Here is a 25,083-nt window from a genome sequence, read left to right as displayed (position 1 = left end):
CTTTGGCCTCTCCAAATCTCCAACCTGTTATTAACTTGGTTCTATTATATCATTTTCTACATGTGCTGTCATTAAAAAGTGGTTACTATTTAAAAGCCATTGTTGCATGAATTGCTTTTTTCCAGCCATTGTATAGGTCATTTCTTCTTTCTTCTTCCATGGTAGGCTCGAATGCCCGGTCAATCGCCCATTGTTGTGCGATCTCATCCTCATTGTCCCAGAAACCAACAGCAAGACCTGCTAAATATGCAGCGCCTAAAGCTGTTGTCTCATTAATGCGTGGACGTTCTACAGGCACATTCAAAATATCACTTTGGAATTCCATTAAGAAATTATTTTTCACTGCTCCGCCGTCTACACGCAATGTTTTAAGCTCGATGCCTGAATCTGATTCCATAGATGAAAGAACATCTTTCGTTTGGTAAGCAAGTGATTCAAGTGTAGCGCGCACAAAATGCTCTTTGGATGTTCCGCGAGTTAGGCCGAACACTGCACCTCGCACATCGCTATCCCAATATGGAGTACCAAGACCCACAAAAGCAGGTACCACATAAACGCCATCAGTAGATTCTACACTTGTAGCATATTCTTCACTGTCAGCGGCATCTCTGAACATCCGCAGTCCATCACGTAACCATTGGATTGCAGAACCTGCAACAAAGATACTTCCCTCTAATGCATATTCCACTTTACCATTCAGACCCCATGCGATGGTTGTTAAAAGACCGTGTTTAGAAGGTACAGGTTTTTCACCTGTATTCATGAGCATAAAGCAGCCTGTTCCATATGTGTTTTTCGCCATGCCTGGTTCAAAGCATGCCTGACCGAATAGCGCTGCCTGTTGGTCGCCTGCAGCACCAGCAATAGGAATCTCTTGCCCAAAGAAGTGGTAATCTACCGTATTCGCATATACTTCAGATGATGGACGCACTTCAGGAAGCATTTGTTTTGGCACATCCAGAATAGAAAGAAGCTCTTCATCCCACTCTAAGTCATAGATGTTGAACATAAGTGTGCGAGATGCATTCGTGTAATCTGTTACATGCGCTTTGCCGCCAGATAGTTTCCAAATCAACCAAGTATCAATGGTTCCGAATAAGAGTTTTCCAGCTTCTGCTTTTTCACGTGCGCCTTCCACATTATCAAGAATCCATTTTACTTTCGTGCCAGAGAAATAAGCATCAATCAGAAGACCTGTTTTCTCACGGAATAGGTCATTATGTCCTGCAGCTTTTAATTCCTCGCAAATGCCGCTAGTTTGGCGTGATTGCCAAACAATCGCATTGTAAATCGGTTTGCCTGTCTCTTTATCCCAGACAACGGTTGTTTCGCGTTGATTGGTAATGCCGATACCCGCGATTTGCTCTGGTTTAACGTTTGCTTCGGATAAACAAGATGCAATCACCGCTAAGATAGAGCCCCAAATTTGACTTGCGTCATGCTCAACCCAGCCTGGTTGCGGGAAGTATTGTGTAAATTCCTTTTGAGCTGTATGAACGATTTCTCCTTTATGATTAAAAAGAATAGCTCGAGAGCTAGTAGTTCCTTGATCCAAGGATAAAATGTACTTTTCCATGATATGTCCCCCTCAATGCTTATTTTAATAGGTAAAATAATTCCGTAAAACTTTCAGCGATTTGCTGCCAATAACCGTTCCTCTTCAGACGGCACATTCCATAGGATATCTTCTCATCACTTCGTTCTTGCGTGCCCCCGGAGTCGCCGTCTTCTGCTCCACGATATTGATAAAGAACGTTCGTCTATTGAAATTGTATGATGTAATTGACTTAAGTAACTCTAATAACATTATATATTTTTATTCATTTATTTTAGCTGTTTTGGGATCGTGTGCAATTTTCCCTTTCTCGCCAAAGATATAGCACAGAACAAGCAACACGATAACCACGATAAGTACAATCCAGAATAAACCAGTTAGCTCTCCTTTAAATGCTGCTTTAAAGAAAAGTGCACCGAGTGAACCACCTAGAATTGGCCCAACAACCGGAATCCAAGCATATCCCCAGTTAGATCCGCCTTTACCAGCAATTGGTAAGATAGCATGAGCAATACGAGGACCGAGATCACGGGCAGGATTGATCGCATAACCTGTAGTTCCGCCAAGCGACATCCCAATTACGACAATCAAGGAACCTACAGCTAATGGATTTAGCCCTTCTGAGAATTTGTTTGCCCCGATAAAGTCTAAGCCTAACACCAGAATAAATGTACCAATCATTTCGCTTAAAAGATTTGAAAATGTATGTGGTATTGCTGGTCCAGTAGCAAATACACCTAATTTAGCGGCAGGATCATCTGTTGCTTTCCAATGTGGTAGATAATGAAGATAGATTAACACTGATCCTAAAATAGCTCCAATCATTTGACCCAGAATATACTTTGGTACATCTGCCCAAGGAAAATCACCGTTCATCGCTAAGCCAATGGTTACAGCTGGATTTAAATGCGCGCCGCTTATACTGCCGACTGCAAATACACCCATTGTCACCGCAAGCCCCCAGGCCAACGAAATGACAACCCATCCTCCATTTTTTGCGAAAGATTTGTTTAGATTAGCACCTGCGCAAACCCCTGCGCCAAATACAACCAAAATCATAGTACCTAACATTTCACCCCAAAATGGTGTCATACTAACCGCTCCCCTTTATTTGAATGAATTTGTGTAAAAGAAAAAGGGAGACCATAGACATAGATAGCTTCTCAAAAAGAGCTACTACTGCCTGTGATCTCCCAATCTCCTTCACGATTATTAACTTACAATACATATTAATCGTAAAAGAAAGCGCTGTCAACAAGTATTTTTACATTTCAAACTTCTAGGAAAAGCGTTTCCATATTTCTTTCTCTGATGTGGTAATCGCAGAAGCCCCTGCATTAAGCGCTTTTTCTGCGTCTTCCACCGTACGGATTAGCCCACCTGCAAAGATTGGAATGTTCAACCTGTTTTTTACCTCACGTATCATATGAGGCATGGCTCCAGGCATTACTTCTATAAAATCGGGTTCTATCTTCTCGATGAGTTTATAGCTTTTCTCCAGCGCATGGCTGTCAATTAAAAAAATTCTCTGCACGGCGATTACGCCATTTTTTTTGGCTGTGGTAATCACGGTTGATTTGGTAGAAATCAGACCATATGGTTTATATTCCTGGCACACATACGTTGTCCCAAAATCATCATTTTTTAGTCCATGAACTAAATCCATATGGTAAAACATTTTTTTATTATGTTCTTTAGCCATTTTATGAATATTCTTCAGCTGTGAGATGTGAACCTCCAGAAATACCCCTATCTCAAAGGGCGAAGCTAAAAATTTCTCAAAATCCTTCATCGTCGACATGGCCGGCAATATTTTTTGCTGCAAATAGAATCACCTCCACTGCTGCACCAATGTGTTTCTTGATTATATAACTTTTCCCCTTCTTTCTAAAGATTTTTGTATGGCGGCAGGTGAGAGTGATGATTCGATTTATTATATGGAAAACAGTAGGTGTTTAGGACTTTAATTCGTCACAGACAAAAATAAATTTTTCAGTTAATTGAATGTGAATCCTTCCGCAAAAATAACTGTAGCCAATTAACCATTTTGTACAATACTACCCTTCAAAGCATAGCACTGAAACGCGAAACCTAGTCATCCACCAACAATAAAGAAAAAGCCTTCATCTCCATTAGAAATGATAGGCTTATTACAGTTTTTCTATTCGAATTGTTTTGTTTCTTCGCCTTGTACATATTTTGTGATATACCACGCATTAAGACCTGCCGCTATCGGAATAATGAGCGCAATGCCAATACCTCCACAGAAAATCGTCAGCATTTCCGCTCCGAAGACTTTCGAATTAATGATTTCCCCAAAGGAATATGATAGATCACGGAACCATAATAGCAGTGCCATGTAGCCACCAATGAAAGCGAAGAAAAGTGTATTCGTATCAGAGCCTAAAATATCTCTGCCAATGACCATCCCCGAGCTAAAAAGCTCCTGGCGGCTTATTTTCGGATGATGATGAAATACTTCCCTTATCGGCGAAGAAATGGCGATTGCCACATCGGTAATGGCGCCAAGCGTACTGATAATGATTAAGGATACAGCTACTTTCACAAAATCTATTCCTATATGCAGTGAAAATATACTAATACCCTCCTCTTCTTCTTCGCTGAAACCTTGGATCATCGCTTTTTTGGCGAATAGATAAATTAGCAAAAGAAGAATACTTATTGTGATAAGTGTCGATACGAAGGCAATCACTGTTTTGCTGTTAATGCCATTAATATAAAAGAGATTGATTGCACTAACGCCTATACATGCAATCAAGGTCAAAACCACCGGATTATTATGCGAATTTAACATTAAGATAACAGTAAATAGAATGACGATAAAATTCAAAAATAACGCGATGAAGGATTTTGCCCCTTTTGCCCCTCCAACAAGAACCATTAAAATAAGTAGAATTGCTGCCAATACTACAATCGTATTCATATATTAGCCCTCTTTCTCTTTATGAAAAAAATTGAAATATATAAGCCAATCGGAATCGCCAGCACAATACCTATGCCGCCCGCCAAAGCCCGTGTTAATTCTAAAGAAAGATTGACGGACAACGTATATCCTAGCGGAAGTGCATTTTTTAAATAGAGAATCAACATAGGAATAGAACCGCTAATATAAGCAAAAAACAAAATGCTCGTCATGGTACCCATGATATCTCTGCCAATTTCGAGCCCAGACTTTTTCAATGCCTGAATCGTTATGTCGTGGTTCTTCTCCCACAACTCGAAAATAGAAGAAGTGATGGTAATCGCAACATCCATGACGGCGCCAAGCGCTCCAATAAATAGTCCTGCAATGAAAACGGTCTTATAGGGTCGTGTCAAAAACTGCATCTCTTCATAGCGAAGGCCGTTTTCTGAAGTCATCCGCATGACAAGGAGTGTAATGCCAATAGAAGCAAATGTCCCTAACAACGTTGTCAAAATGGCTGCATATGTTTTTTGGTTCGGCCCATTAATAACCAGTAGCGAGAGAACTGTAAAGAGAATTACCAATAAACCCGAAAGAAGTAATAGATTTTGTCCAGTTCGTACATATATTTCAAGAGCTCCTGCCAGCAAAGCAATATTGACAGCTAAGCTAAAGACAGCGAATAGCCCCTGTTTTTTCCCAATCCCATATAAAACAATGAGAAACGCCCAAAAACCTGCCATCATATATTTATCGCGTTTTACATCTTGGATAGTGCCTTTCAAGGTCTTCCCTTTTGACTTATCGATAGTGATAAATAACTCATCACCCGTTTTATAGGCTTGATCGTAGGCCTTCGATTTCGTGTATGAATTCGTTAACTCGATTTTCTTTCCTTTTTGATTGCCATTTTTTAATTCACCAATCAGCTTCTGCGTATACAGGCGATCTTTATTTCCATTCATATCTATCTCAGCTTCTGAATGCGTGACTTCCATATGGACCACTTTAGCAATCGGTCGGTCATATACACCATAGTTATTCGTTACAAAAACCATGGAAACTAAACATAAAAAAAGCAACAGGCATAAAATAAAAACCTGTTTCTTCTTCAAGTTTTTCTTCCACTTCACTGAAATCCACCTCCTAGGCATAGGACGACATCTGCTCTCACACGTTGCACTGCTCAAATGTCGAGAAGACAGGACAGAAAAAGAGGACACCTGTGCTGGGTCCCCTTTTTCAAATCGTTATACAGTATGATTAACAAAATGCTCTACAAATCTATCTGCATCTACTTCTGTACATACGCGAATTTTTGGTCCGCCATTTGACTGCTCGAAGGTTCTGCCGACTTCTTCCCCTTCTGTTACGACACCGACTTCGATGGTCTCCATTTTAACAAAGCTTGGGTCAATCACAACGCCTACAGCCAGTGGGTCATGAAGCGCGCAGCCGCCAATGCCAGGATATGTCGATTCATAAAAATCAATATAAAATTCTGTAATGTCTGCCAAAAATGCAGCGCTCTCTTTTCCTGTTTCACGCCATTCTTGCAATTTTGAAATTGGCAATAATGTCTGCATGGTTACATCTAGCCCAACAAGAACCACTTCAATGCCAGAAGCAAAAACAAATTCTGCTGCTTCCGGATCCGCATGAATATTCGCCTCTGCAAATGGAGTCGTATTTCCTGGTACTCTTACAGCACCACCCATGATGACCACTTCTTTCACGAGCGAAACAATCTCTGGATCTTTTTGGATAGCAAGCGCAATGTTCGTCAGCGGTCCAACAGCAATAATCGTAATCTCATGTGGGTGTTTTTTCACCTGTTCAATGATGAAATCAGGTGCATATTGGCTTTCCGCCTGGAAATTCAAAATATCATCAGATCTTTTATTACCTAATCCATCCTCACCATGGACATGCCTTGCCCAATGCGTTTTCTCACCACGTGCGAAGGTCTCTGCCGCCCCTTGATAAACTGGTATCTGCTTTCCTAACTTTTCTAGTACAGTTAATGTATTGCGGGTTGCATCCTCCACTGGCACATTACCAAAACAAGTCGTAAAGGCAAGCACCTCTAGTTCGCTTGCTTTGACTGCATAAGCCATCGCCATTGCATCATCTATACCTGTATCTACATCAAAAATTATCTTGTTCAACAATACTCTCTCCTTCTTTTAAACAATTGAATCCTTTCAAAGAAAACTATGTATCGCAACTTACCAGCGTTGCTATATAAGAAATCCATGGTTCTAAAAAGGAACTATATCATATTGAGTAAGTATTTAGCTACATTATTATACTACTTTTTCGAATCGTTGGTCTTTATCCGCTTTTTGTCCCGCTATATCTACTAATAGATGGAAAGGCTGCTTTACAAATACAATTTCCACAAAATGAAAAGCCAAACAATTAGAAAGTAACTTCCGCTTCGTTTGGCTTTTTCACGCTAGAATGTATTGTTCCTAATTACATTAATAATTTAAAGCATCCTAGAAAGATAGAGATAAATATTCACAGGTTGGAAAAATGGAGAATTCAAAATAGGTTTTGTTATTTTTAAAAGTGTTTTCTGGATTTTTTTTCGGGACGGGATAAATAGAAGTCGATTTCTTCTTTATATAAAATTTATTGTCTATAATCTGATTCTTTTTGGCATATTTTTGCAAAGTAATCTCACCATAGCCTTGATGCTTAATATCATTTAAAGAGAATGCATTATTTGTAATGATATTTTTGCTTGCTCCACCATTTGAGGTATATGCCCCGCCTAATAGAAGACCTGCCCCGTTATTATTGAAGATATTATTATTCTTCACCGTTACTGAACTTGTTGTTTTCCCTTTTCTTTCGCTTGCAAGCTCTATGCCAAAATCATTTTTATATACGATATTATTTAATATCTTAACCGCTTTTCCTCCGTCTACATAAATACCGCCTGCAGCATAGTGCCCTTCATAGGATGGGTTCTTTCTAGAACTGTTCAGATAGACACGATTGTTTTTAATCGTTCCATTTCTTGCTTGGTCTATGCACCCAGTACATGTCCCATAAAACCCAGCTATATCAATCCCAATATTATTATTATCATGTACAACATTATCTGAAATAGTAAACTTTTCTACATTTCCGTTCAGGGTTAATGCTTCACTATTACCCAGAATTAAATGGTGGATATTGTTGTCCTTGATTGTGATATCTGAAATAGGGTCTGAGGCATTTCCGTAAATCAATATCCCATGCGCATTTCCTTTTTTCGAATGATTTTCAATATGATGAATATCATTTTGAACGAGACGTATGTGATTGCTCTGATTCATAACTAGGATACCGTTCGGATAATATTCAGGACTGTTTGTGATTAAATTCTTCATTTCAAATCCGTCAATTACAATGTAATTTGCATTTATCGTAAAGAAAGCTGAATTCCCTTTCTTTATCACCTGCTCATTCATATCCATTACTGGTGTTTCTCCTGGATATGCCTTGAACGTAATATATCCATCTTCCGCTGAGCCGGAATTTTTAATAGAGACCAATTCAGGGTAAATACCTCCCCTAACATACACAAGATCTCCAGGTGCAGTATTGTCTGCGGCTTTTTGTATTGTTTTCCAAGGCTCATGGATGGTTCCGCTATTCTCGTCATTCCCATTATTATCTACATAAAAAATACGAGAAGTGGTTGTCTCTGCACTGGCATCCATACACCAGATAAAGAGACTTAGGCAAGCAATGATCAAACAAGAAAGACCTCTACTTATTGTGTTGCCACGCCATAAAAATCGGATATTATTAACTATATCGGTTTCCTCCTTTCTACAAATATTCCTACCGCTATAATACCATTAATGGTTACTAAAAAAGCCCACACCCGTAAAAAACACAGCCTCCATATAAGGCTGTGTTTATATATAATTTATGCATTATTGTGCGTAGTCGCCTGTGTAGTTGACTAAGGAGCAAGACTGCACACCATTCATTTGGTCAATTTCTCTCAGAAAAGCTGTGTTGTCATCAACTAAATTAATCTCCACTGTTACCTCTGTAAATCCGTTACGAATGCTTTTGGATTTTAGCTTTGTATTTAGTTTTCGCAATAATACACGTAGCTCGTCAGTTGCTTCATCTGTATGACGTACGATCAGCAAGTACGCTTCATGTTTTGCTTTCTTCTTAGACAACCACGCAATAACCAGACCAAATGCAAGAGAACCAATAATAGATAATGGATACATTTTAGCCCCGGTCGCAATACCAGCTGCAATCGCCCAAAACATATATGCTATATCTAATGGATCTTTAACTGCTGTTCTAAAACGGACAATACTCAAAGCCCCTACCATCCCTAGTGACAGGATAATATTCGAGCTGATGGTCATAATGATTAAAGTGGTAATCATTGTCATTAGTACGAATGAAACATTATAGTTATAGCTATAGACAACACCACGGAAATATTTTTTATAAATCCAGTAGATAAACATCCCGATGCCAAAAGAACAAACTAACCCCAGTACTATATCAATATAGGATACTGTTTCAAAAGATTCGAGATGAAGGATGCTTTTCTTAAAAAAATCTTGAAAACCCATTGTATCATTCATATAATTTCCCTCAAGTTTCTATTTAAAGTTTTGAAATGTTGCTTCTCTGCATAGCACATATTTAGAAATAGCAGAACGCAGCATTCTCTCAGGTTGCAATAACTGACGAATGCTATCAGGTAAAAAATGGTCAAATTTCACTTCCATGATGACTTGTTCCGGCAATAATACTTCCTGAGAAATCATATGTTCATCGAACAAATCAATGGTATTGACTGCAGCATTTAATTTTTTATCGAATGTAATCCTTACGTTACCAGGCTCATACACATATGGTTCTCGTGTATAACTCACAATAACGACCGGCTGGAAATTTCGATACATTAAAGCGGCATAGAAGTCCTTGAGCAATACATCTTCTTTATCTGTCAAGACCTCCGGATGCCCATTTAAAATGGCCTCGTACTCTCGCTTAGAAAGAGGAGCATTTTCCTTACAAATAAAATCTCCATTCTTACTTTTTCTCTCTAGCGTAATCTTTTGATCGCTCCCATTATAAATACGAATGCGATATTTCTCTCGATTGAGAACGCCGTTATTTTTGTCATACAGTGAATGCTGATGTATACCATCAAAGTATAAACTTGAGATGAGATACCCCTCTTCATCAAATGAATGAGAATCAAGCGGTAAGAAACTAGCAATCTTCTTTTGTAATGCAACATACTCCAAAGCGTTGAGATAATATTTGAATTCGTGTCTAAAAACCTTTTGTGCAATATCCATATTAATCTACCTCAAAATCTCTTATTCCGTAATAATTTGTTCCTTCTTCATCTGTATACAAATCAAAAGAGGTTTGCTGATGGTTCTTGCTATCCCTCACTGATACCTTCCAGAAATAATGACCTTTAGCCAAATCGTCTAATTCAACTCTATTAGTGCGTATATCTTTCTTAGTTGCAACTATATTTTTCATAGAAGGATCTTTAGCAACCGTAAATGTATAAAATACATCATCGCCCTGTAAATCGAAGGAAACATCCCATGTGAAGATCAATTTTTTACCGTTTTGTTCTACATCATCCGTATAAAAAGGCTTCGGTTTTTGTATATCCGCATAATATCTTTTCTTAGCTCTATCCGGTGTATTTCTTATTAAGTCTAAGTCATTCTCATAAAGCTTATTTTCAATAGGCAAATAATTTTTATCTGGGCTGCTAAAGACGAATGGCTTTACTAGATCTTTATATTGATTCATTTGAGCAGTCACTGTACGTTTATTGATTAGGTTTGATAACTCCTCAATTTTATCCGTTAATCTTTGAACATTTTTTTCTGAACGAAAATAACGATTTAACAATACATTTCCCCAATAGTTACTGATCCCTGCTTGGTAAGGTCGGATACTATTAACACTTCGCTGTAATTCCCAACCGCCATCATAGTCCCACGGCAAGATAAACCATTTATCAGAATTCAATGGTGAATAAAGAAAGAAGTTATTGGCATCTGTATCCATATTGTCCATGAGAATATTCATTGCGGTCCAAGTAAGCAAATTATCCACATCAAAGTGTTTTTCAATAACATCCTCTATTGGCATATTATCGTTATTCACATCATCCAACATAGAAATCAACTTTTCGGGGTCATCTTTTCCTTTAACCTCTAAAATAGATTCAAATTTTTGTTTATAATATTTCGGGTCTGTTTTTACTCTGATTTCATCAGGATACCGATTAAATTCAAAGAAAGTTACCTTATATAAATAACCATTCGGATCTAGTAAATGTGTACGAAGAAACCTTTTATTCGGCTGCTCAATTTGTGTATAGAGGCCATAATCCTCATATTTCTTTTTGTTTCCATCAGTCAAATCCTTTACATACAAATGGACAAACTGCGTACGAAGGCTTGTCATATGTGGAATTTTTTCCATCAAGTCAAAACTCAATTTATTTCGTAAACGACTAGGATCATCAATATGTTTATTTAAATTAATTGTGCGTTGTTGCTGCCAAAGACCTGCACTATCAAACAATTTGATTTTATATGATTTCTGCGCAGCCTCTCGTGAAGAGTTCCCCCGAAGGCTTATTTTGGCATTAGGTTCATCCTCATTTACACTAAATTCCCCTTTATCACCGCCAGTGCCTTCAGCAAAAATAATATCCAATTTGTCTTTGTTCTGGCGATTGGTATTTCGATTGAGTTTATACCAATCTAACCCTTTAGATTTGTCTGGCAACACGGTAATATACATTTTTTTAATGGAGTGATCTTGATCTTTTTCATACAAACGCTTATCATCTTCTAACTTATCGTTATTTTTCGCAGATTCGACCTCTATCTCATTCTTCACTTGTTGTTTCTTATTATCGGCCTGACCCTCTGTTGAACAGGCTGTTAGCAACATAGCCGCACTAATAGAAAGAATGAAAAGAGAAAGAGATTTTAAGGGACGCGATAAAGCCTGCTTCTTCTTGCTCATCGTAATAGCTGGCTGAGAACAGAAGGTATAGTAATCTAAGTTTTTAATAATATAAAGCAACCGATAAATGGCAATGAATAAAACAAAGAATGACGCAAAAAACATGCCTGCACCATCAAAATTTATCTTCATAGTGCCAAACGTCAAAAGAACGTTCACTAGTATAAATGAGCCACTAATAAATAAAACTCCCTTTCGATCATCAAAATACATGAGCAAATGCAAGATGACAAACAGTATGATAAAGAAGACATATCCCAAACACAATATAAGGAACAAATCCAGCTGTTCCATAGTAAATCCAATCTTAGGCAAATACAGAATACCTAAAGCGATAGATAAAACCGTAAATAGCACTTGGACTTCTACAAGGAAGGTCAGCTGTTGCATCAATACCTCCCGTAGTTTCTTCTTTGCTTTGCTCATACTCTCATATGTGCCGCCGTTCACGACGTTTTGGTAATAATTTAAAAACCTTTCATAAAATTTGGTTTCTACCATCACGACAAATAAGACGAGAGACGACAATACAGAGATATACGCGTAAAAAACTGGCACATCATAAAATGGCATTAAGACAAACCGACCGGCCACTATAAAATGACGATCAGAGAATATCCAATAAACAAAATTATGAATATAAACGCCAGAATAAACAAACAGACCACTAAAGAAAATAGATGGATACTTCCGGATATACGTTAAAAAGGCAAAGTAATCTTTTGAAGGATCTCTTGGAAAAACACGTTCAAAGTGAAACATAATCATTCCCACTATTACTGCGAATCCTACATCAATACCAGCTAAAGCACTAATTGTGGGTGGTAGTGTTGTCAATTTGAACAATAAGAGGCTAATTAATATTGAAATAACAACGCCGATCACGAACCCTCGTACTATTCTCTTATAGTCTTTTAGGGCAGATAAAAAAACATTTTGTAGCCAAATAATCACTAATTCTATAAAGAACAAATAAGCAACTAGTTTATAGCCTATCGATTCTTCCACACCATAAAGAAAGAGTAGAGCAATTACTCCAGCTAGCGGCACGACAACAATGAGAGTTCCATAATAAGCTGAAATAATTTTGCTGAATGACTTCTGGTACACCATGTCGGCAACATATCTAGTAGCGCTCATTGAAAATCCAGATGTTATGATGATGGAGAACACAAAACTATAAACCATCGTTGCAATAAACAACTCGTTCTCTAAGTATCTGCTGCCATTCGCCTTCATCATCATTTGTTGGGCAAACATCAAAATTAAGCATAAGATCATTGGACCAATCGTAGTGACCGAAGAATATACATAAGCTCTTACATTTTGAACAAGCCCCTGTTCTCTATATAGTTTTCGAAGTTCAAAACCAATTCCCGCCATGTCTATTCCTCTCCTATCGATTGATATAATTGTCGATAGTTTGATATCAAAGCAGATCTGGTATAAAAATGTTTCACTCGTTCCAATCCATTCTTTCCAAATTCTCTGCGTAATTCCGGTTTATTGCACAGTTCAATCATGTAATGCGCGATTTCTTCATAATGCATAACCGGTGCAATAAATCCTGCCTGACCACAATCATCATCTAATCCGCCAAACAGCATTTCTTTGCATCCCCCAACATTTGTGCATACAAAGGGTTTACCGCAGGCTAACCCTTCAAGAATAGCCAATGGTTGGCCTTCACTGATACTAGTTAATAGGAAAAAGTCTATTTGCCCTAAAAAGTCTTTGATATTGACTAAACCTGTAAAAACAATATTTTTTATTTCGAGAGCTTCTACCAATTGAAGGCACTCCTCGTAATACTCAGAGTCCTCATCGGTCGGGCCCATGATATATAGCTCAACATTTGGAACCTTCTTTTCTACTAATGCAAAGCTTTGGATCATTGTTTTAATATCTTTAATAGGCACGACCCTGACGATTGCTCCAATTTGAATATGTTGAGTATCGGATTTTACTTCTAGCTGTTGATAATCCTTCCACTCAACACCATTCGGAATAAGCTGAATTTTTTCATCAGGGCAGCCTAATTCTATTTCGATTTCTCTGTTACGGTTGAAGAGTGTCACGACTTGGTCTGCAGCATGATAAATAGAGCTTGATAAAGTGTAAAAGTAGTTAATCCAAATATCTTTGAAATATCCTTTAACCCAATCTGCTTTAATAATTTCTTCTTCTCTTTCACGCGAATAGATCCCGTGCTCTGTCAGGACCAATGGCTTCTGGTATAGATGCTTGGCTAATGTCCCTATTACACCTGCATATCCTGTGGAGACAGCATGATAGATATCCGCTTTAGGGACCTCATGCTGGATGATGGATATGAGAGGTAGCAACATAGAGCTGATCGTCCAATATAGTTCAGTGAAAGGTGCTTGCGTGTATTCATTCTTCCCCATAAATTCGACCAGTTCATAATAATCCTTGCTTGATAAAAATTCGCCTACATTAGAAAACTTCTTGCTTCGTATCAAATCAAATAACTCGTTCCAGGGCACTTTTACATCATTATTGATTAACGAAATGAGGGACTCTTTCTGTACAGTCGAAAGGTTATACCTTTTCCCCCATTTCTTTTTCTCATATAAATATTCATCTAAAAATATCTCTTTTAATTCCACTACATTTGGCGGCAACTGGTATTTATACTGTCCCTTTTGTTTCGTTTCTGCTCCTATAGCATAAATGATAAATTCATGCTCCTTCATTGTTGTCATAAGACTGTGAATCCAGCTAGAAACACCGCCCGCCACATATGGATAAGATCCTTCAGCTATCAAGCATATGCGCATATCAGGATTCCCCCAAATCAATTTTGAAATCTGCCTTTTTTGCTTCTATTAAGTACGTATGTGTATCAATCTTTGTAGCTTCACAATGCTCTAATCTATTCAGCTTCTTATCTGTTCGTAGGATATAAAACTGGTTCGGCGCATAGTTGCTAATATGACCTTCCAAACGATTTTTCGTATGCTTCCATTCCACTTGCATTTGCAGTGTATTGGCTACTTCATAAGCTGCATCTGTTGATGTATTAGCTCGCAGCCACGGATACGTTCCTTTAATTCTTGCCATGTATTGATCAAACTCATCATACATCTCTTTCCAGCCAAGATTATTGCTGCGATCTTCACTAATCACGTCATCGGGGTGGGCAAAATGAGAAAAGTACCCTAACTCTGTAACAGTATTAGCGATGGACCACCGATCAAATCCGCTCTCAAAATAGCCTGATGTAATTCGAGGCATTTCAATAATGCCATCTTTTGCAATCTCAAACTCTTGGACATAGCCGAGCCCCGTCATATCCTCTCTATATACAGAACTTATGACAGTCAAATCTGGCCAAGCTGCCTTTAAAGCACGTCTTCCTTCTTCAGACAGTACATTGGATGGCGGAATATAGCTAGTAATCTTGTAATTTGGGAATGCCCTGCTTACATACGCGCTGAGTTCACGAATGGAATCCGACATATCCTCTTCATCCTTCCACACCTTGTAGCCATATGCTGATGATACTTTTGGGTCTAAAACAAGCGATTGATGATTAAATCCATGAAAGCCTAATTCTCCGCCGCTTTTTAATAATTCTCTACCAAAGGCAATTAAGTAATGGCTATCTTTATCTTCTACACTATCAAAAGGAGGTGTTACTACATCTGTGTACGATTCAATAATCCCACCAGTATATTTAAAACCATATTTCTTCGCTGTTTTCAGCATATTCGGCCACCAAATTTCATTATAGAAAGTTGGGATGTCACGCTGATATTCCTTTGATATAGCAGCATTCCTACCTTTTGGAATAGGTGCGGGAAAATCATCAATATAAAACAGCTTTTCATTAAACACAGGATAAATAAAATCAGGAACTAATAGACTTAAGGCACCTGTAAATAGACCACGACTAATCTTTTCTTGCATGATAGTCCCATTGAAAATCATAAATGCCCCTTCGCCATATTTACTTTTCCAGAGGAGCGGCGTTTTATCTGCACTTTCAGCAAGCAATTCTGTTTGATCATCAAGGTCCAGACTGATCGAATCGTTTGTTATAAAATCATCGTCGACTTTATATCCTTTTTCTCCAATTAGTACATTCGACAATAGGTGAATACCTTGTGGTGATACATAATCTCCAAAACTCGAGATACCTAATTTCCGATATAAAATTTGATATTCTGCATCCTGATTAAGTACTGACATCAAGAGGACAAAGCCACCATTCTGTACATATTTTTCAATAGTCTCTACAGAACCAAGATCTTTTAAATGCTCGGTAGCTAGAATTGTGGTATTACAATCCTTTAACTTCACTCGGTGTTCCTTCGTATCAAAAATTGTGGTTCGCTTTTTCATATTTTCAATCGCTTTTTCAGCATTCGCTTTTAGCTTCCTGTTATAATCGCTTGAAGAATTATATGCTATACAATAATTATCTCCGGTTAGCTGAGGTGTCTTCCGCTGGTTCTCCATCGTTGCCAAATATTGATTTCTTTGTGGATAATCTGCTTTTTGAGCTTTCAAAACGGTTTGTGAACGAGAAAACAAGAGTAAAAGACCACAGGCAAATAAAAGAAATAGAATAATATATACTTTTCTTAATTCCTTACTTTTGAAGTTCATGCTTACTTCCTCCCGACCAGTATCTCACGACGGTAAGAGCACGATTGGAAAATTGGATTGTTGAATTCATCAATTCATCTAAAATCTCCTGCATCTTCATTTTAGATTTTGTTCTGTAATAGTACTCCATCAGAAACAGGTAGGGCTCCTCATTCAAAGGGTAGGCTTCCAAGTATTGAAGCCCTGTCTTCTCAGCCTCTTGGTATTCGTGCAATTCCATTTCTACTCTCATCTTCTCTTCATAAATCTCTGGTTCACCTTGCCCATTTTCAATCAATATCCCTACAGCCTGGATGTAAATATACTTATACTTCTTTAACGTTTGATCATCTAAAAATCCGCTTGCCATGTACTCTTTCACAACCTGTGCATATGATCTAGCAACCGTTGTGTTCTGCTGATTCTTTTCAAATTCTACAGAAAAACGCTGAAGTGAAAGAGATAGTTTTCGTTTTACTTCCATGACAGCAGCTACAGCAAAGTGAGAAGTTTCCGAGTCCTCATTTAGCACCGCTATTTTGATGACATCAATATATTGCATGGTGTCCTTCTTTAAAACATCGAGCATCAATTTCCTTCTCGTCGTAAAATCATTGATAACCAATGCTTCTTTAATCGGAATCACATTCAATTCTTTTTCACGCTTTACACTTTCTTCTTTTGTTAATAACTCAATTTCTATATCATTCGTTTGCTCATTCATATAATCCTCTAAAGATTTACCCTCATTTGGAATAAACTTTTTTGACCAAATGCTAGGTAACAACCAGCCAATTAACGGTAAAAAGGATACAAGCGTCAACCCTAAAAGCCATTCCTTCACATTTCTTTTAGCCAACGCAAGGATAATAGCAGAGACTATTACATAAATAAGATAGAGGTACAGCATTTTTACATTTCCCCTTCTAACAAGCGCATAGAAATATTATTTGCCTCAAAACGGGATAAAATTAACTCCACATCATTCTGATTTGTATTCGAAAGAATGACACCCATCCGATTCTGGTCTAACATGCCAATATAATCAGTTTCTCGTAATAAATTTGATAATTTATTTGCATAAGTACCTATCTCTTGCTGAACAACAAAAGCCTCAAGCACTGCATACGGCATACCGTACTTATCTTTTTGTTCCTTCTTGCTTTCTAATATACTTTTAAATACTTCTAGATATAAGACATTCGTTTCAGGAATAAATCGGTTGGCCTCTGTCGCCTCTATATAACGCAATGCTCTATCTAATGCTGAACCAGCGAGCTCTGTTGTAATTTTAAATAAATTTTCATGGTAGAGTGACATATGTTTAAATTCCATCCAGTCGATTGTAATCACAGCAGAAATCTTATTGTTGCGATAGATGGGTGCTGCCATAATAGGCGTATCCAGCCACAACTCTTTATTTACAAAGATAGTGCCTGTTTGCAATACATGTTGTATATATTCGTATTCGTTTGCTTTAATCGAATTCTTTTGAGCCGATTGAGAGAAGTTTGTATTCGCTACTAATCTTAAAAATGCTTGGTTACGATTAAAGACATAAATTGAAACATTATCAGCGTCCATTACCTGCTTTACAACTTGAACAGCTTTTGAAAATACCTTCTCCGGCTCTAATTCATCTAGCTCTTTAATAATAGAATAAATTTCACCAAAACTATCCTCGCTATTTAATAGACGTAATTGCAGCTCATCCTTGACCTCTCGAGTTTCTGTATGGATGCCTTCTAAAAACTCATAGCGTTGTTCCAGCTCAGTCATTTTTTGTCGCTGCTCTTGTAAACGATTTGTTTTACGTTGCACAGAGTAGCCAACTACTAATCCGATAAATAAGAATAAAGCAACCTGGAAGAAAAATGATGTATCGTACAATAAAGATATAAACTCTCTTCCCTCAAACAGTTTCTCTATGGTTAATAGTCCAATTGATAAGCCGACAGACAAGATAGATTGTTTATTACCATACATAGCACCAAAAATCATAATATAAAAAACACCAATTTCTGTTGTATTAAAAATAGATATATCATTTGTCATCACAAACCATGCGATAATAAGGAAAACTACTATATTTTCTATATAAGCTTTAAAAGGCATTACTACATGCGCAAAATTCTTCGGCTTATCTGTTGCTTCTACAGTAGTAGCTGCTATTTCTTTTTGCGCCCGATCTCTTGTAGCCCATTGATAGGTTTTTTCCAACCCAGTCCTAATATCATAAAGTGGACTCCAATCGATTCCGTTCATGAGCTTTCTATTATTTAAAACAGAGTGGCGGATATCTCCTTCTTTTCCAGGCAGCATATTTACTTTTACTTTTCCATGTATATCCTGAAAGATTTGTGCTAAGTCATTAATGCTTGTTTCTGTGTTTGTGGATAGATTAAAGACTCCACTAATAGGAGCATTGGTCGACCTATATATAGCGTCCGCAATATCGCCGACATATATAAAATCTCTCGTTTGTTCGCCGTCTCCGAAAATCTTCAGTGCTTCGCTATTTAATGTGTTGTTTACAAACTTAGAAACGACCCCACCCTCGCCTTTACTATTCTGACGAGGACCATATACATTTGAAAAACGAAAACACACAGTTTCAAACCCATATATTTCGTTCCACTTTTCACAATACGTTTCACCAATCCATTTGCTGATTCCATATGGTGATATGGGTGCACATTCCTCTTCTTCTGATAAAGGCAATTCCCCGTTCACACCATATACAGCTGCAGATGAAGCAAATATAAACTTCTTCACATGATACTTTTGAGAAAGTGATAATATATTTACAAGCCCAACAACATTAGATTCTGTATCTAACAAAGGATTATTAAAGGATTTTACGACACTTATTTGAGCCGCTAGGTGAATGACAATATCAAATCGGACCGCTTTAAAAATTTCTTCACATTTTGGATCATCAACAGAAAGTACGTATCCTTTGTGTTTAAAGGTGATATTCTCTTTTTTGCCTGATGATAAATCATCAATAATAAATATTTCATGGTCTTCCTTATGAAAGCGGTCAGCTACATGCGAACCAATGAAACCATAGCCCCCTGTTATTAATACTTTCATACTGTTTCTCCTCGTATCTTCATAGTAAGCACGTTGGCTCCTTATAACGCCCCTGAAACCCTTATTATCACTAGGTTTATAGGGGTTATTAATTATATTCCTCTCAATAATTCTTAATGCCTAAAACACACTTTCTAATAAAAACTATTTTTTAGACATAAGTATAATGTTCTATTCTTACTTCTACTTCATTTGAAATAATTCCTCTATTGTATCTTTCGAATCAATTTCAACTTTCATAGTATAGCAAAAAATACAGGAAATTCTATATAAAATTGTTAAAAAAACAACTCCATTTCATACAATAATTTTCGGAAACCTTTATTAGGACACCTTGACAATCCTACCATTAAAGCACTGAACAAAAACTGAACAAAAAAGCACTTACCACCTTTTAATAGTGGCAAGTGCCTAAGTAGAAAACTAATTATTTTTACCAAATGATTTTCTAACTTTTCTAAAACTATAGAGAATCATCCAAAGGCCCAGTATACTTGAGGCAATTCCTCCAACTATCATGTTTAGAGAATACCCTTCACCTGTTTGTGGCAAGGCTTTTCCTCCAAATGTTTCAAGAGTTGTATTTGTATACTTATTAGGATTATTCGTATTTCCTGGAACATTTGGTTTATCAGATGATGTACTTGGCTGATCTGGCTTATTCGGATCCTCAGGTTTATGAGGATTTTCCGGTTTACCTGGTTGTTCTGGGTTGTCTGGATGTTCAGGTTTTCCTGGTTTCTCAGGCTTTGTTGGTTCTTCAGGCTCACCTGGTTTTTCGGGTTTACCTGGTTCTTCTGGTTTTGTTGGCTCTTCCGGTTTACTTGGATTTTCTGGTTCACCTGGTTGTTCTGGTGTTGTAGGCTTTTCTGGTTCGCCTGGTGACCCTCCTCCACTCCAAGGTATTCTGCTATTTGTTTTTTCAAGGTAAACTGTTTCTTTTTGTTGATCCACTATATCAAATTCAATTGGTGTTTGATTTAATTGATAGCCAGAAGGCGCCTTAATTTCAACCAATCGATATTTTCCAACCGGCAAATCTTGTAGGAAAATTTGACCGGTTTCATCTGATGTAAGTTTTTCAACATCAATTCCTTTTACTACTTCATAAATAGGATTGTTGTTTTGATCCACATTATCTGTTGCTTTTCTTAACTCAAAGATAGCACCTTTAAGTCTTAATGTTTTATCTTCATTATATTTTGTTAACAAAACTGAACGATTCGCTTTTTTATTTTCAATCATTTTAGAAACAATTGCATTGTCTGTTTGATTTTCTGAATCTAGAACGATTGTTTGTTCTTTTGAATCTAATAAATAGTCAGAAGGTGCTTTGGTTTCCACAATTGTATACGTGTCATACGGTAAATCTGTGAATGTTGCAATTCCCTTATCTGTTGTGGCAGTTTTTTTAACTGTTCCCTTTTCATTTGTTAGCACAAATTCCACATTATCTAAAAGAATAGAATGATCTGAAGCATCAACTTTCTCAATTTTTATTTGCCCTTTACCACGTTTGTTTGTAGCAAATACCTCTGTGAATTTTGTTTGATTTTTAGTAATGGTAAATGGATGTTCTTTTTTGTCTAACAAATAATATTTCGGGGCTTTTGTTTCGATCAGACGATAATTCCCTGGTTCAAGATGGCCAACTTGAATTTCACCATCTTGATTTGTTTTAAGGCCTTTAAGTTCTATTCCCTCTTTATCTTTTACTATCTCATCTTTATCATTATAAAGTAAATCAAACTCCGCTCCTGCTAAGAAATTACCGTTTTCTTCATCCTTTTTAATTAATTTAAACGCATTGAGGATTTTTTCATTTTTAATCGGTTCTGTCTCTACAATTGGTGAATCAATTTTCACTTTTATACCAGTAGCAATTTCGTTATTCATTAAATAACCTGCGGGTGCTTCTGTTTCCTTCAGTGTGTATTCACCATATTTAATAGGAGAGAATGTTGCAATACCTGATTCGTTTGTTACTGCTTTCGCAATTTCTACATTTCCGTCATAAAGCGCAAACTCCGCTCCTGCTAATGGTTTTGACGTATCAGTTGCATCAACTTTCTTTACAATCAACTCACCCTGTTTGTCATTCTTCATGGTTGCTTTTGTCGGTTCCGTTTGATCCTTTACCACTTTGAAGTCCATTGGCTTTTGATCTAACCAATAGCCAGATAGCGCTTTGGTTTCAACTAGTTGATAATCTCCTGGCTCCAACTCATCAACATTAATTTTTCCTTCTTCGGTGGTTGTTAATTTTTCGTAGCCAGTAACTACTTTGTACTCACCTGATTCGTCTTTTTGTCTAAGTTCAAATTCAACACCTGAAAGTGGAGTGCCTTCTGCATCTGTTTTAGTCAATTCAATTGCCTGACGAATTTTTTTATTTGTAACAGTTTCATATTGAACTCCGTCTTTTAAAGAAGCTATTTTCAACTCAATCTCTTTAGCTGGATTTTTTAGATATCCTGTAGGTGCTTCTATCTCTTTTAAATCATATTTCCCTTCACCTAGTTTTACAGGGAAAAGCAGCTCGCCATTATCATTCGTAGTGCCTTCTGTAAGCTTAATTTTGTCTTTGTTGTAAAGAGCAAATTTTGCTCCTGGCAAAACTTCATGCGTAGCCTCATCTACTTTTTTTAGCTGTAACGGTACTTTTTTTGTAGATCCCGATCCACTAAACCAATAATTAAATTTCTTTGTTTTTACTTCTTCTTTTCCTGTCGTAATACCATCATAACGAAGAGTTGCTCCATTCTCGACAATATCATTCGGTGCTCCTAAGAAAATGGTGCTGTATTCAATATAATAGGCTTTAGTTATAGGTTCATTAAATGTAAGTGTAAATGAGCCTTCGGCATTATCTACTCTTACAATATACCCATCTTCTAGTAAAGTTTTTATTTCAGCTGGTTTGCTATTTTTTGATTCACCCGCTAAAGTAACTTCGTATACTTTGAAGGAATCTTCTAAAATTAATTGATTTGGATTTCCATCTGCATCTTTTCCTACTGCATCTGAAATAAATATATTAGATAATTTAGATTGTCCATAATTTAATTTCAAATTCCAATCAATTTGTGATGTAGCATTTTTCCCTTTCCCATCTTTTGAAAGTGTTTCATCTGTATAATTGACAGTAACCTCATCTATCCAACTGGCATTTTTATTTTCACCATCGAATAGCTCTGCTGTATTTTTCGCTCTATAATTACCCACGGTAACAGGGAAAATCCCATTTTCTATTTCAGATGTATATGTGATTTCATAGGCACCTGTAATCTTTCCTAGAGCAATTTCAATCTTATTACCCTTCAAATCAGGTTTACTTGTAATTGGTATTCCACTTTCATCTGGAGAAACTGTCCCATTCGGATTCACAATTACTGGTTTTATTTCAACCTGGCTTACAACATGACCTTCTGGTAACTGATCTTTAAATATAGCATTCTCAATTGTGTTACCATTGAAATTAATTCCAACAGTCCATTTGAAGGTCTTCTCTTTATAGTTATAAACGCCTTTCTTATAACCGTTTGCTTTTTGTTCTTCTCTAATGTTGGCAGTAGCTTCAGCATTTGATGTATAGTTTTTGCTATTGGTTTCCCAAGCGATGCCTGCTTTGTTTATATACTTCCTGTCATTAGCACCAATATCTTTTATTTCATAATCAGTCGTATAAGTTATTGTAAATGGCTTACTGATTGTTCCTTTAACTTTGAAGCTAAAACCTTTATTCCCCTGATCCTCAAATTCATACTCATCTTCATTTAAGCCTATTACTTTTAAAGAGCCTTCTTTAAACTTCATACCTACACCCTCATAGGTATCAGTGATAACAATGTTATTCATTTCATACGAATCTTTATTGACATCTATTTTCCAATCAATAGTTTTCGCATTGTAGTTTGTTCCTGTTGTGGATTTCACGATACTTGGATTGCTGTAATTAAATGATGCACTGCTGGTTTTATTATTATCTTTTCTTGTAATAATGTTGCTAACTTTTCCACCCTTAGTAAAATAATCTGTTTTCTCTGTCTTATATATAATTTGGTAAGGTGTTTTGTCAATATCTTGATTAAATGATAGGGTGTACCCTTTTCCATCGGAATTAACGTCTACATGATACAAGCTAGCATCGATGAGTTCATTATCTTCACTATAGACCTTGACGTCGCTCGCATTATTGATTTTATGATCCCCTGTTATAACATCCGTCAATATAGCTTTATCTTTCACAATGGTTTTTCGGTTATAGTTATACTTAATCGTCCACACAGCTTTGGTTCCATACCCATCTGACTTTACTGACTTCTCAATAGGAGGACCCCAGTTTACTGTTTGACTATTCGACGCTTCTTGTGTTGAACCACTATTTGTTATAGATGCTGTATTTTTATAGGTAACTCTTCCTGAATCAGAATCTCCCTCATCTATCACACTGTCATATTGGATACGATACGCTTTTTTCCCCTTTGATAAATCAAAAGAAACTTCAGTTCTATCGTCGTTATAGATAGGTGTAACAGATACTTCAGATCCCTCTGCAACCTCTCCCTTTGCATTCACGATTAGCTCAATAACTGAAAGCTTTTTACCAAATTTATGTTTCCCAGGACTTCCTTGTAACAGTACATCTTTAAAAGATGCACTTGAGAGTTCGTCTAATTTTGTATTGATGTCAACTGTCCATTCAATTGAACTACTGCTTTTGCCATTATTTTCGGGCTTACCCGATTTAGTAATGGCATTTCCATCCTTTGGTTTAAAAAGCAATTTGATTGTTTCTTGACCAGGCAATACTAGGTCGTATTCTAGCTGAGTATTAGATTCACTATATTGGGCACCAATTGCAAAGCTTGCATTATGAATTTCAATACCTTGGTTTGCATCATCCCGAATAGATCCATTAAAGGTAATCACTACTTCGCCATTTTCAACCTTGAATGAACCAATGCTTCCGACCTCTCCATTACCTTTTATATTCGTGAATATTTCTGGTAATTTATAACTTAAGGTTGAACCTTCACCATATTTGTGGCCGGCTTCTATTAATAACTCAAAGTTTAAAGTAACAGCGTCCCCATTTCGAGCCTGGTAATCTGGGATATGGCTGATATCCTCTTTCCCACCTGTGACCTTGTCTACTAGTACAGTAATTTTCGAGATATGGGATGCAGGAACTGTCTTTTCAATTTCCACTGTAGGTGTAGTCTCATCTTCCGGAACATTCGCTCCTTCTTTTACAGCTTCTTGGCTTTTCTCATCTTTTGTCTCTTCTTTACTCACAGCTGTTCCGTCTTCTTCGCCTATATTGACTATCGGAGGTTTGCTTTCTTTAGTAACCTCTTTCACTTCATCAGTAGACTCTTCCGATGGTGGGTCATCTTCATGATTAGTTGTTGATTTCTGAATGTCCGCAAGCGGAATTGTTCCCTGGGCATCTTTCTCTTGGCCAGCTGTTACGATTACAGTAATGACACCTTCTGGTGATACTGAGTAACTCCCGACAGGTAAACTCCCTTGTTGTCCTGTATCGAATATATACTCACTCCGGAATGTATATGTCTCCTTATTCTCATTTCCAGAGCCAGCTGTTAGATTCCAATTTAGTACAGCTTTTCCTTCCTGATCTGCACTTATAGAAGCATTAAAACTCTGCTTTTGGTCGGTATTAGTAACCGCATGCACAGACAATGGGCCTATAAAGTTTTGCAAGATCAGCATACAAGCTAATACAATAAAGCTAATCCTCTTCATAATTACCTCCTATAATATTTTTTTGATTTTGGAACATAGTTGCTCTATAACTATTTTTCTTTCAAGGTGCAAA

At 37.1% G+C, this 25,083-nt stretch carries 15 protein-coding genes; all 15 read right to left on the bottom strand.

All coding sequences use genetic code 11. From position 1 onward, the window contains the following. Positions 1–85 precede the first annotated feature (85 nt). On the bottom strand, positions 86–1,576 hold the full coding sequence (gene glpK / locus F0527_RS01845; RefSeq protein ID WP_150283596.1) for a glycerol kinase GlpK: 1,491 nt from the start codon (positions 1,574–1,576) through the stop codon (positions 86–88). A gap of 240 nt (positions 1,577–1,816) precedes the next feature. Next, positions 1,817–2,647, bottom strand: coding sequence for an MIP/aquaporin family protein (locus tag F0527_RS01840; protein ID WP_066784315.1), 831 nt, complete (start codon positions 2,645–2,647; stop codon positions 1,817–1,819). A 187-nt stretch (positions 2,648–2,834) separates the two neighbouring features. Next, positions 2,835–3,380, bottom strand: coding sequence for a glycerol-3-phosphate responsive antiterminator (locus tag F0527_RS01835; protein ID WP_269465572.1), 546 nt, complete (start codon positions 3,378–3,380; stop codon positions 2,835–2,837). 336 nt (positions 3,381–3,716) lie between these two features. Then, positions 3,717–4,499, bottom strand: coding sequence for a YibE/F family protein (locus F0527_RS01830; RefSeq protein ID WP_150283595.1), 783 nt, complete (start codon positions 4,497–4,499; stop codon positions 3,717–3,719). Further along, a complete protein-coding gene (locus F0527_RS01825) occupies positions 4,496–5,635 on the bottom strand; it encodes a YibE/F family protein (protein WP_150283594.1) in 1,140 nt (379 codons plus the stop codon). The genes F0527_RS01830 and F0527_RS01825 overlap by 4 nt, the downstream gene beginning before the upstream one ends. A gap of 96 nt (positions 5,636–5,731) precedes the next feature. Further along, the gene (locus tag F0527_RS01820) at positions 5,732–6,649 is read right to left on the bottom strand and encodes a nucleoside hydrolase (RefSeq protein ID WP_150283593.1); all 918 of its coding nucleotides are present in this window, start codon (positions 6,647–6,649) and stop codon (positions 5,732–5,734) included. Between the two features lie 333 nt (positions 6,650–6,982). Further along, positions 6,983–8,233, bottom strand: coding sequence for a right-handed parallel beta-helix repeat-containing protein (locus F0527_RS01815; RefSeq protein ID WP_150283592.1), 1,251 nt, complete (start codon positions 8,231–8,233; stop codon positions 6,983–6,985). A 183-nt stretch (positions 8,234–8,416) separates the two neighbouring features. Beyond that, complete coding sequence (locus F0527_RS01810) at positions 8,417–9,097, bottom strand: DUF4956 domain-containing protein (protein ID WP_150283591.1); 681 nt, start codon at positions 9,095–9,097, stop codon at positions 8,417–8,419. Positions 9,098–9,115: 18 nt separating this feature from the next. Next, positions 9,116–9,823 carry a polyphosphate polymerase domain-containing protein gene (locus F0527_RS01805; RefSeq protein ID WP_150283590.1) on the bottom strand — a complete coding sequence of 236 codons (708 nt, stop codon included), beginning with the start codon at positions 9,821–9,823 and terminating at the stop codon, positions 9,116–9,118. A gap of 1 nt (position 9,824) precedes the next feature. Further along, positions 9,825–12,914: an exopolysaccharide Pel transporter PelG gene (pelG, locus tag F0527_RS01800; RefSeq protein WP_150283589.1), complete on the bottom strand. Its 3,090-nt coding sequence runs from the start codon at positions 12,912–12,914 to the stop codon at positions 9,825–9,827. Positions 12,915–12,916: 2 nt separating this feature from the next. Beyond that, on the bottom strand, positions 12,917–14,332 hold the full coding sequence (gene pelF / locus F0527_RS01795; RefSeq protein ID WP_150283588.1) for a GT4 family glycosyltransferase PelF: 1,416 nt from the start codon (positions 14,330–14,332) through the stop codon (positions 12,917–12,919). A gap of 1 nt (position 14,333) precedes the next feature. Then, entirely contained in the window at positions 14,334–16,166 is a 1,833-nt protein-coding gene (locus tag F0527_RS01790; protein ID WP_150283587.1) for a DUF2194 domain-containing protein, read from the bottom strand. Next, positions 16,150–17,055 carry a hypothetical protein gene (locus F0527_RS01785; protein WP_150283586.1) on the bottom strand — a complete coding sequence of 302 codons (906 nt, stop codon included), beginning with the start codon at positions 17,053–17,055 and terminating at the stop codon, positions 16,150–16,152. The genes F0527_RS01790 and F0527_RS01785 overlap by 17 nt, the downstream gene beginning before the upstream one ends. Before the next feature lie 2 nt (positions 17,056–17,057). Next, positions 17,058–19,241: an NAD-dependent epimerase/dehydratase family protein gene (locus F0527_RS01780; RefSeq protein ID WP_150283585.1), complete on the bottom strand. Its 2,184-nt coding sequence runs from the start codon at positions 19,239–19,241 to the stop codon at positions 17,058–17,060. 423 nt (positions 19,242–19,664) lie between these two features. Further along, entirely contained in the window at positions 19,665–25,010 is a 5,346-nt protein-coding gene (locus tag F0527_RS01775; RefSeq protein WP_150283584.1) for a SpaA isopeptide-forming pilin-related protein, read from the bottom strand. Positions 25,011–25,083 lie beyond the last annotated feature (73 nt).

The organism is Rummeliibacillus sp. TYF-LIM-RU47, assembly GCF_008638315.1.
Lineage (GTDB): Bacteria > Bacillota > Bacilli > Bacillales_A > Planococcaceae > Rummeliibacillus > Rummeliibacillus stabekisii.
The sequence above is the reverse complement of the archived record's forward strand: the minus strand, read 5'-3'. Positions and strand labels throughout refer to the sequence as shown.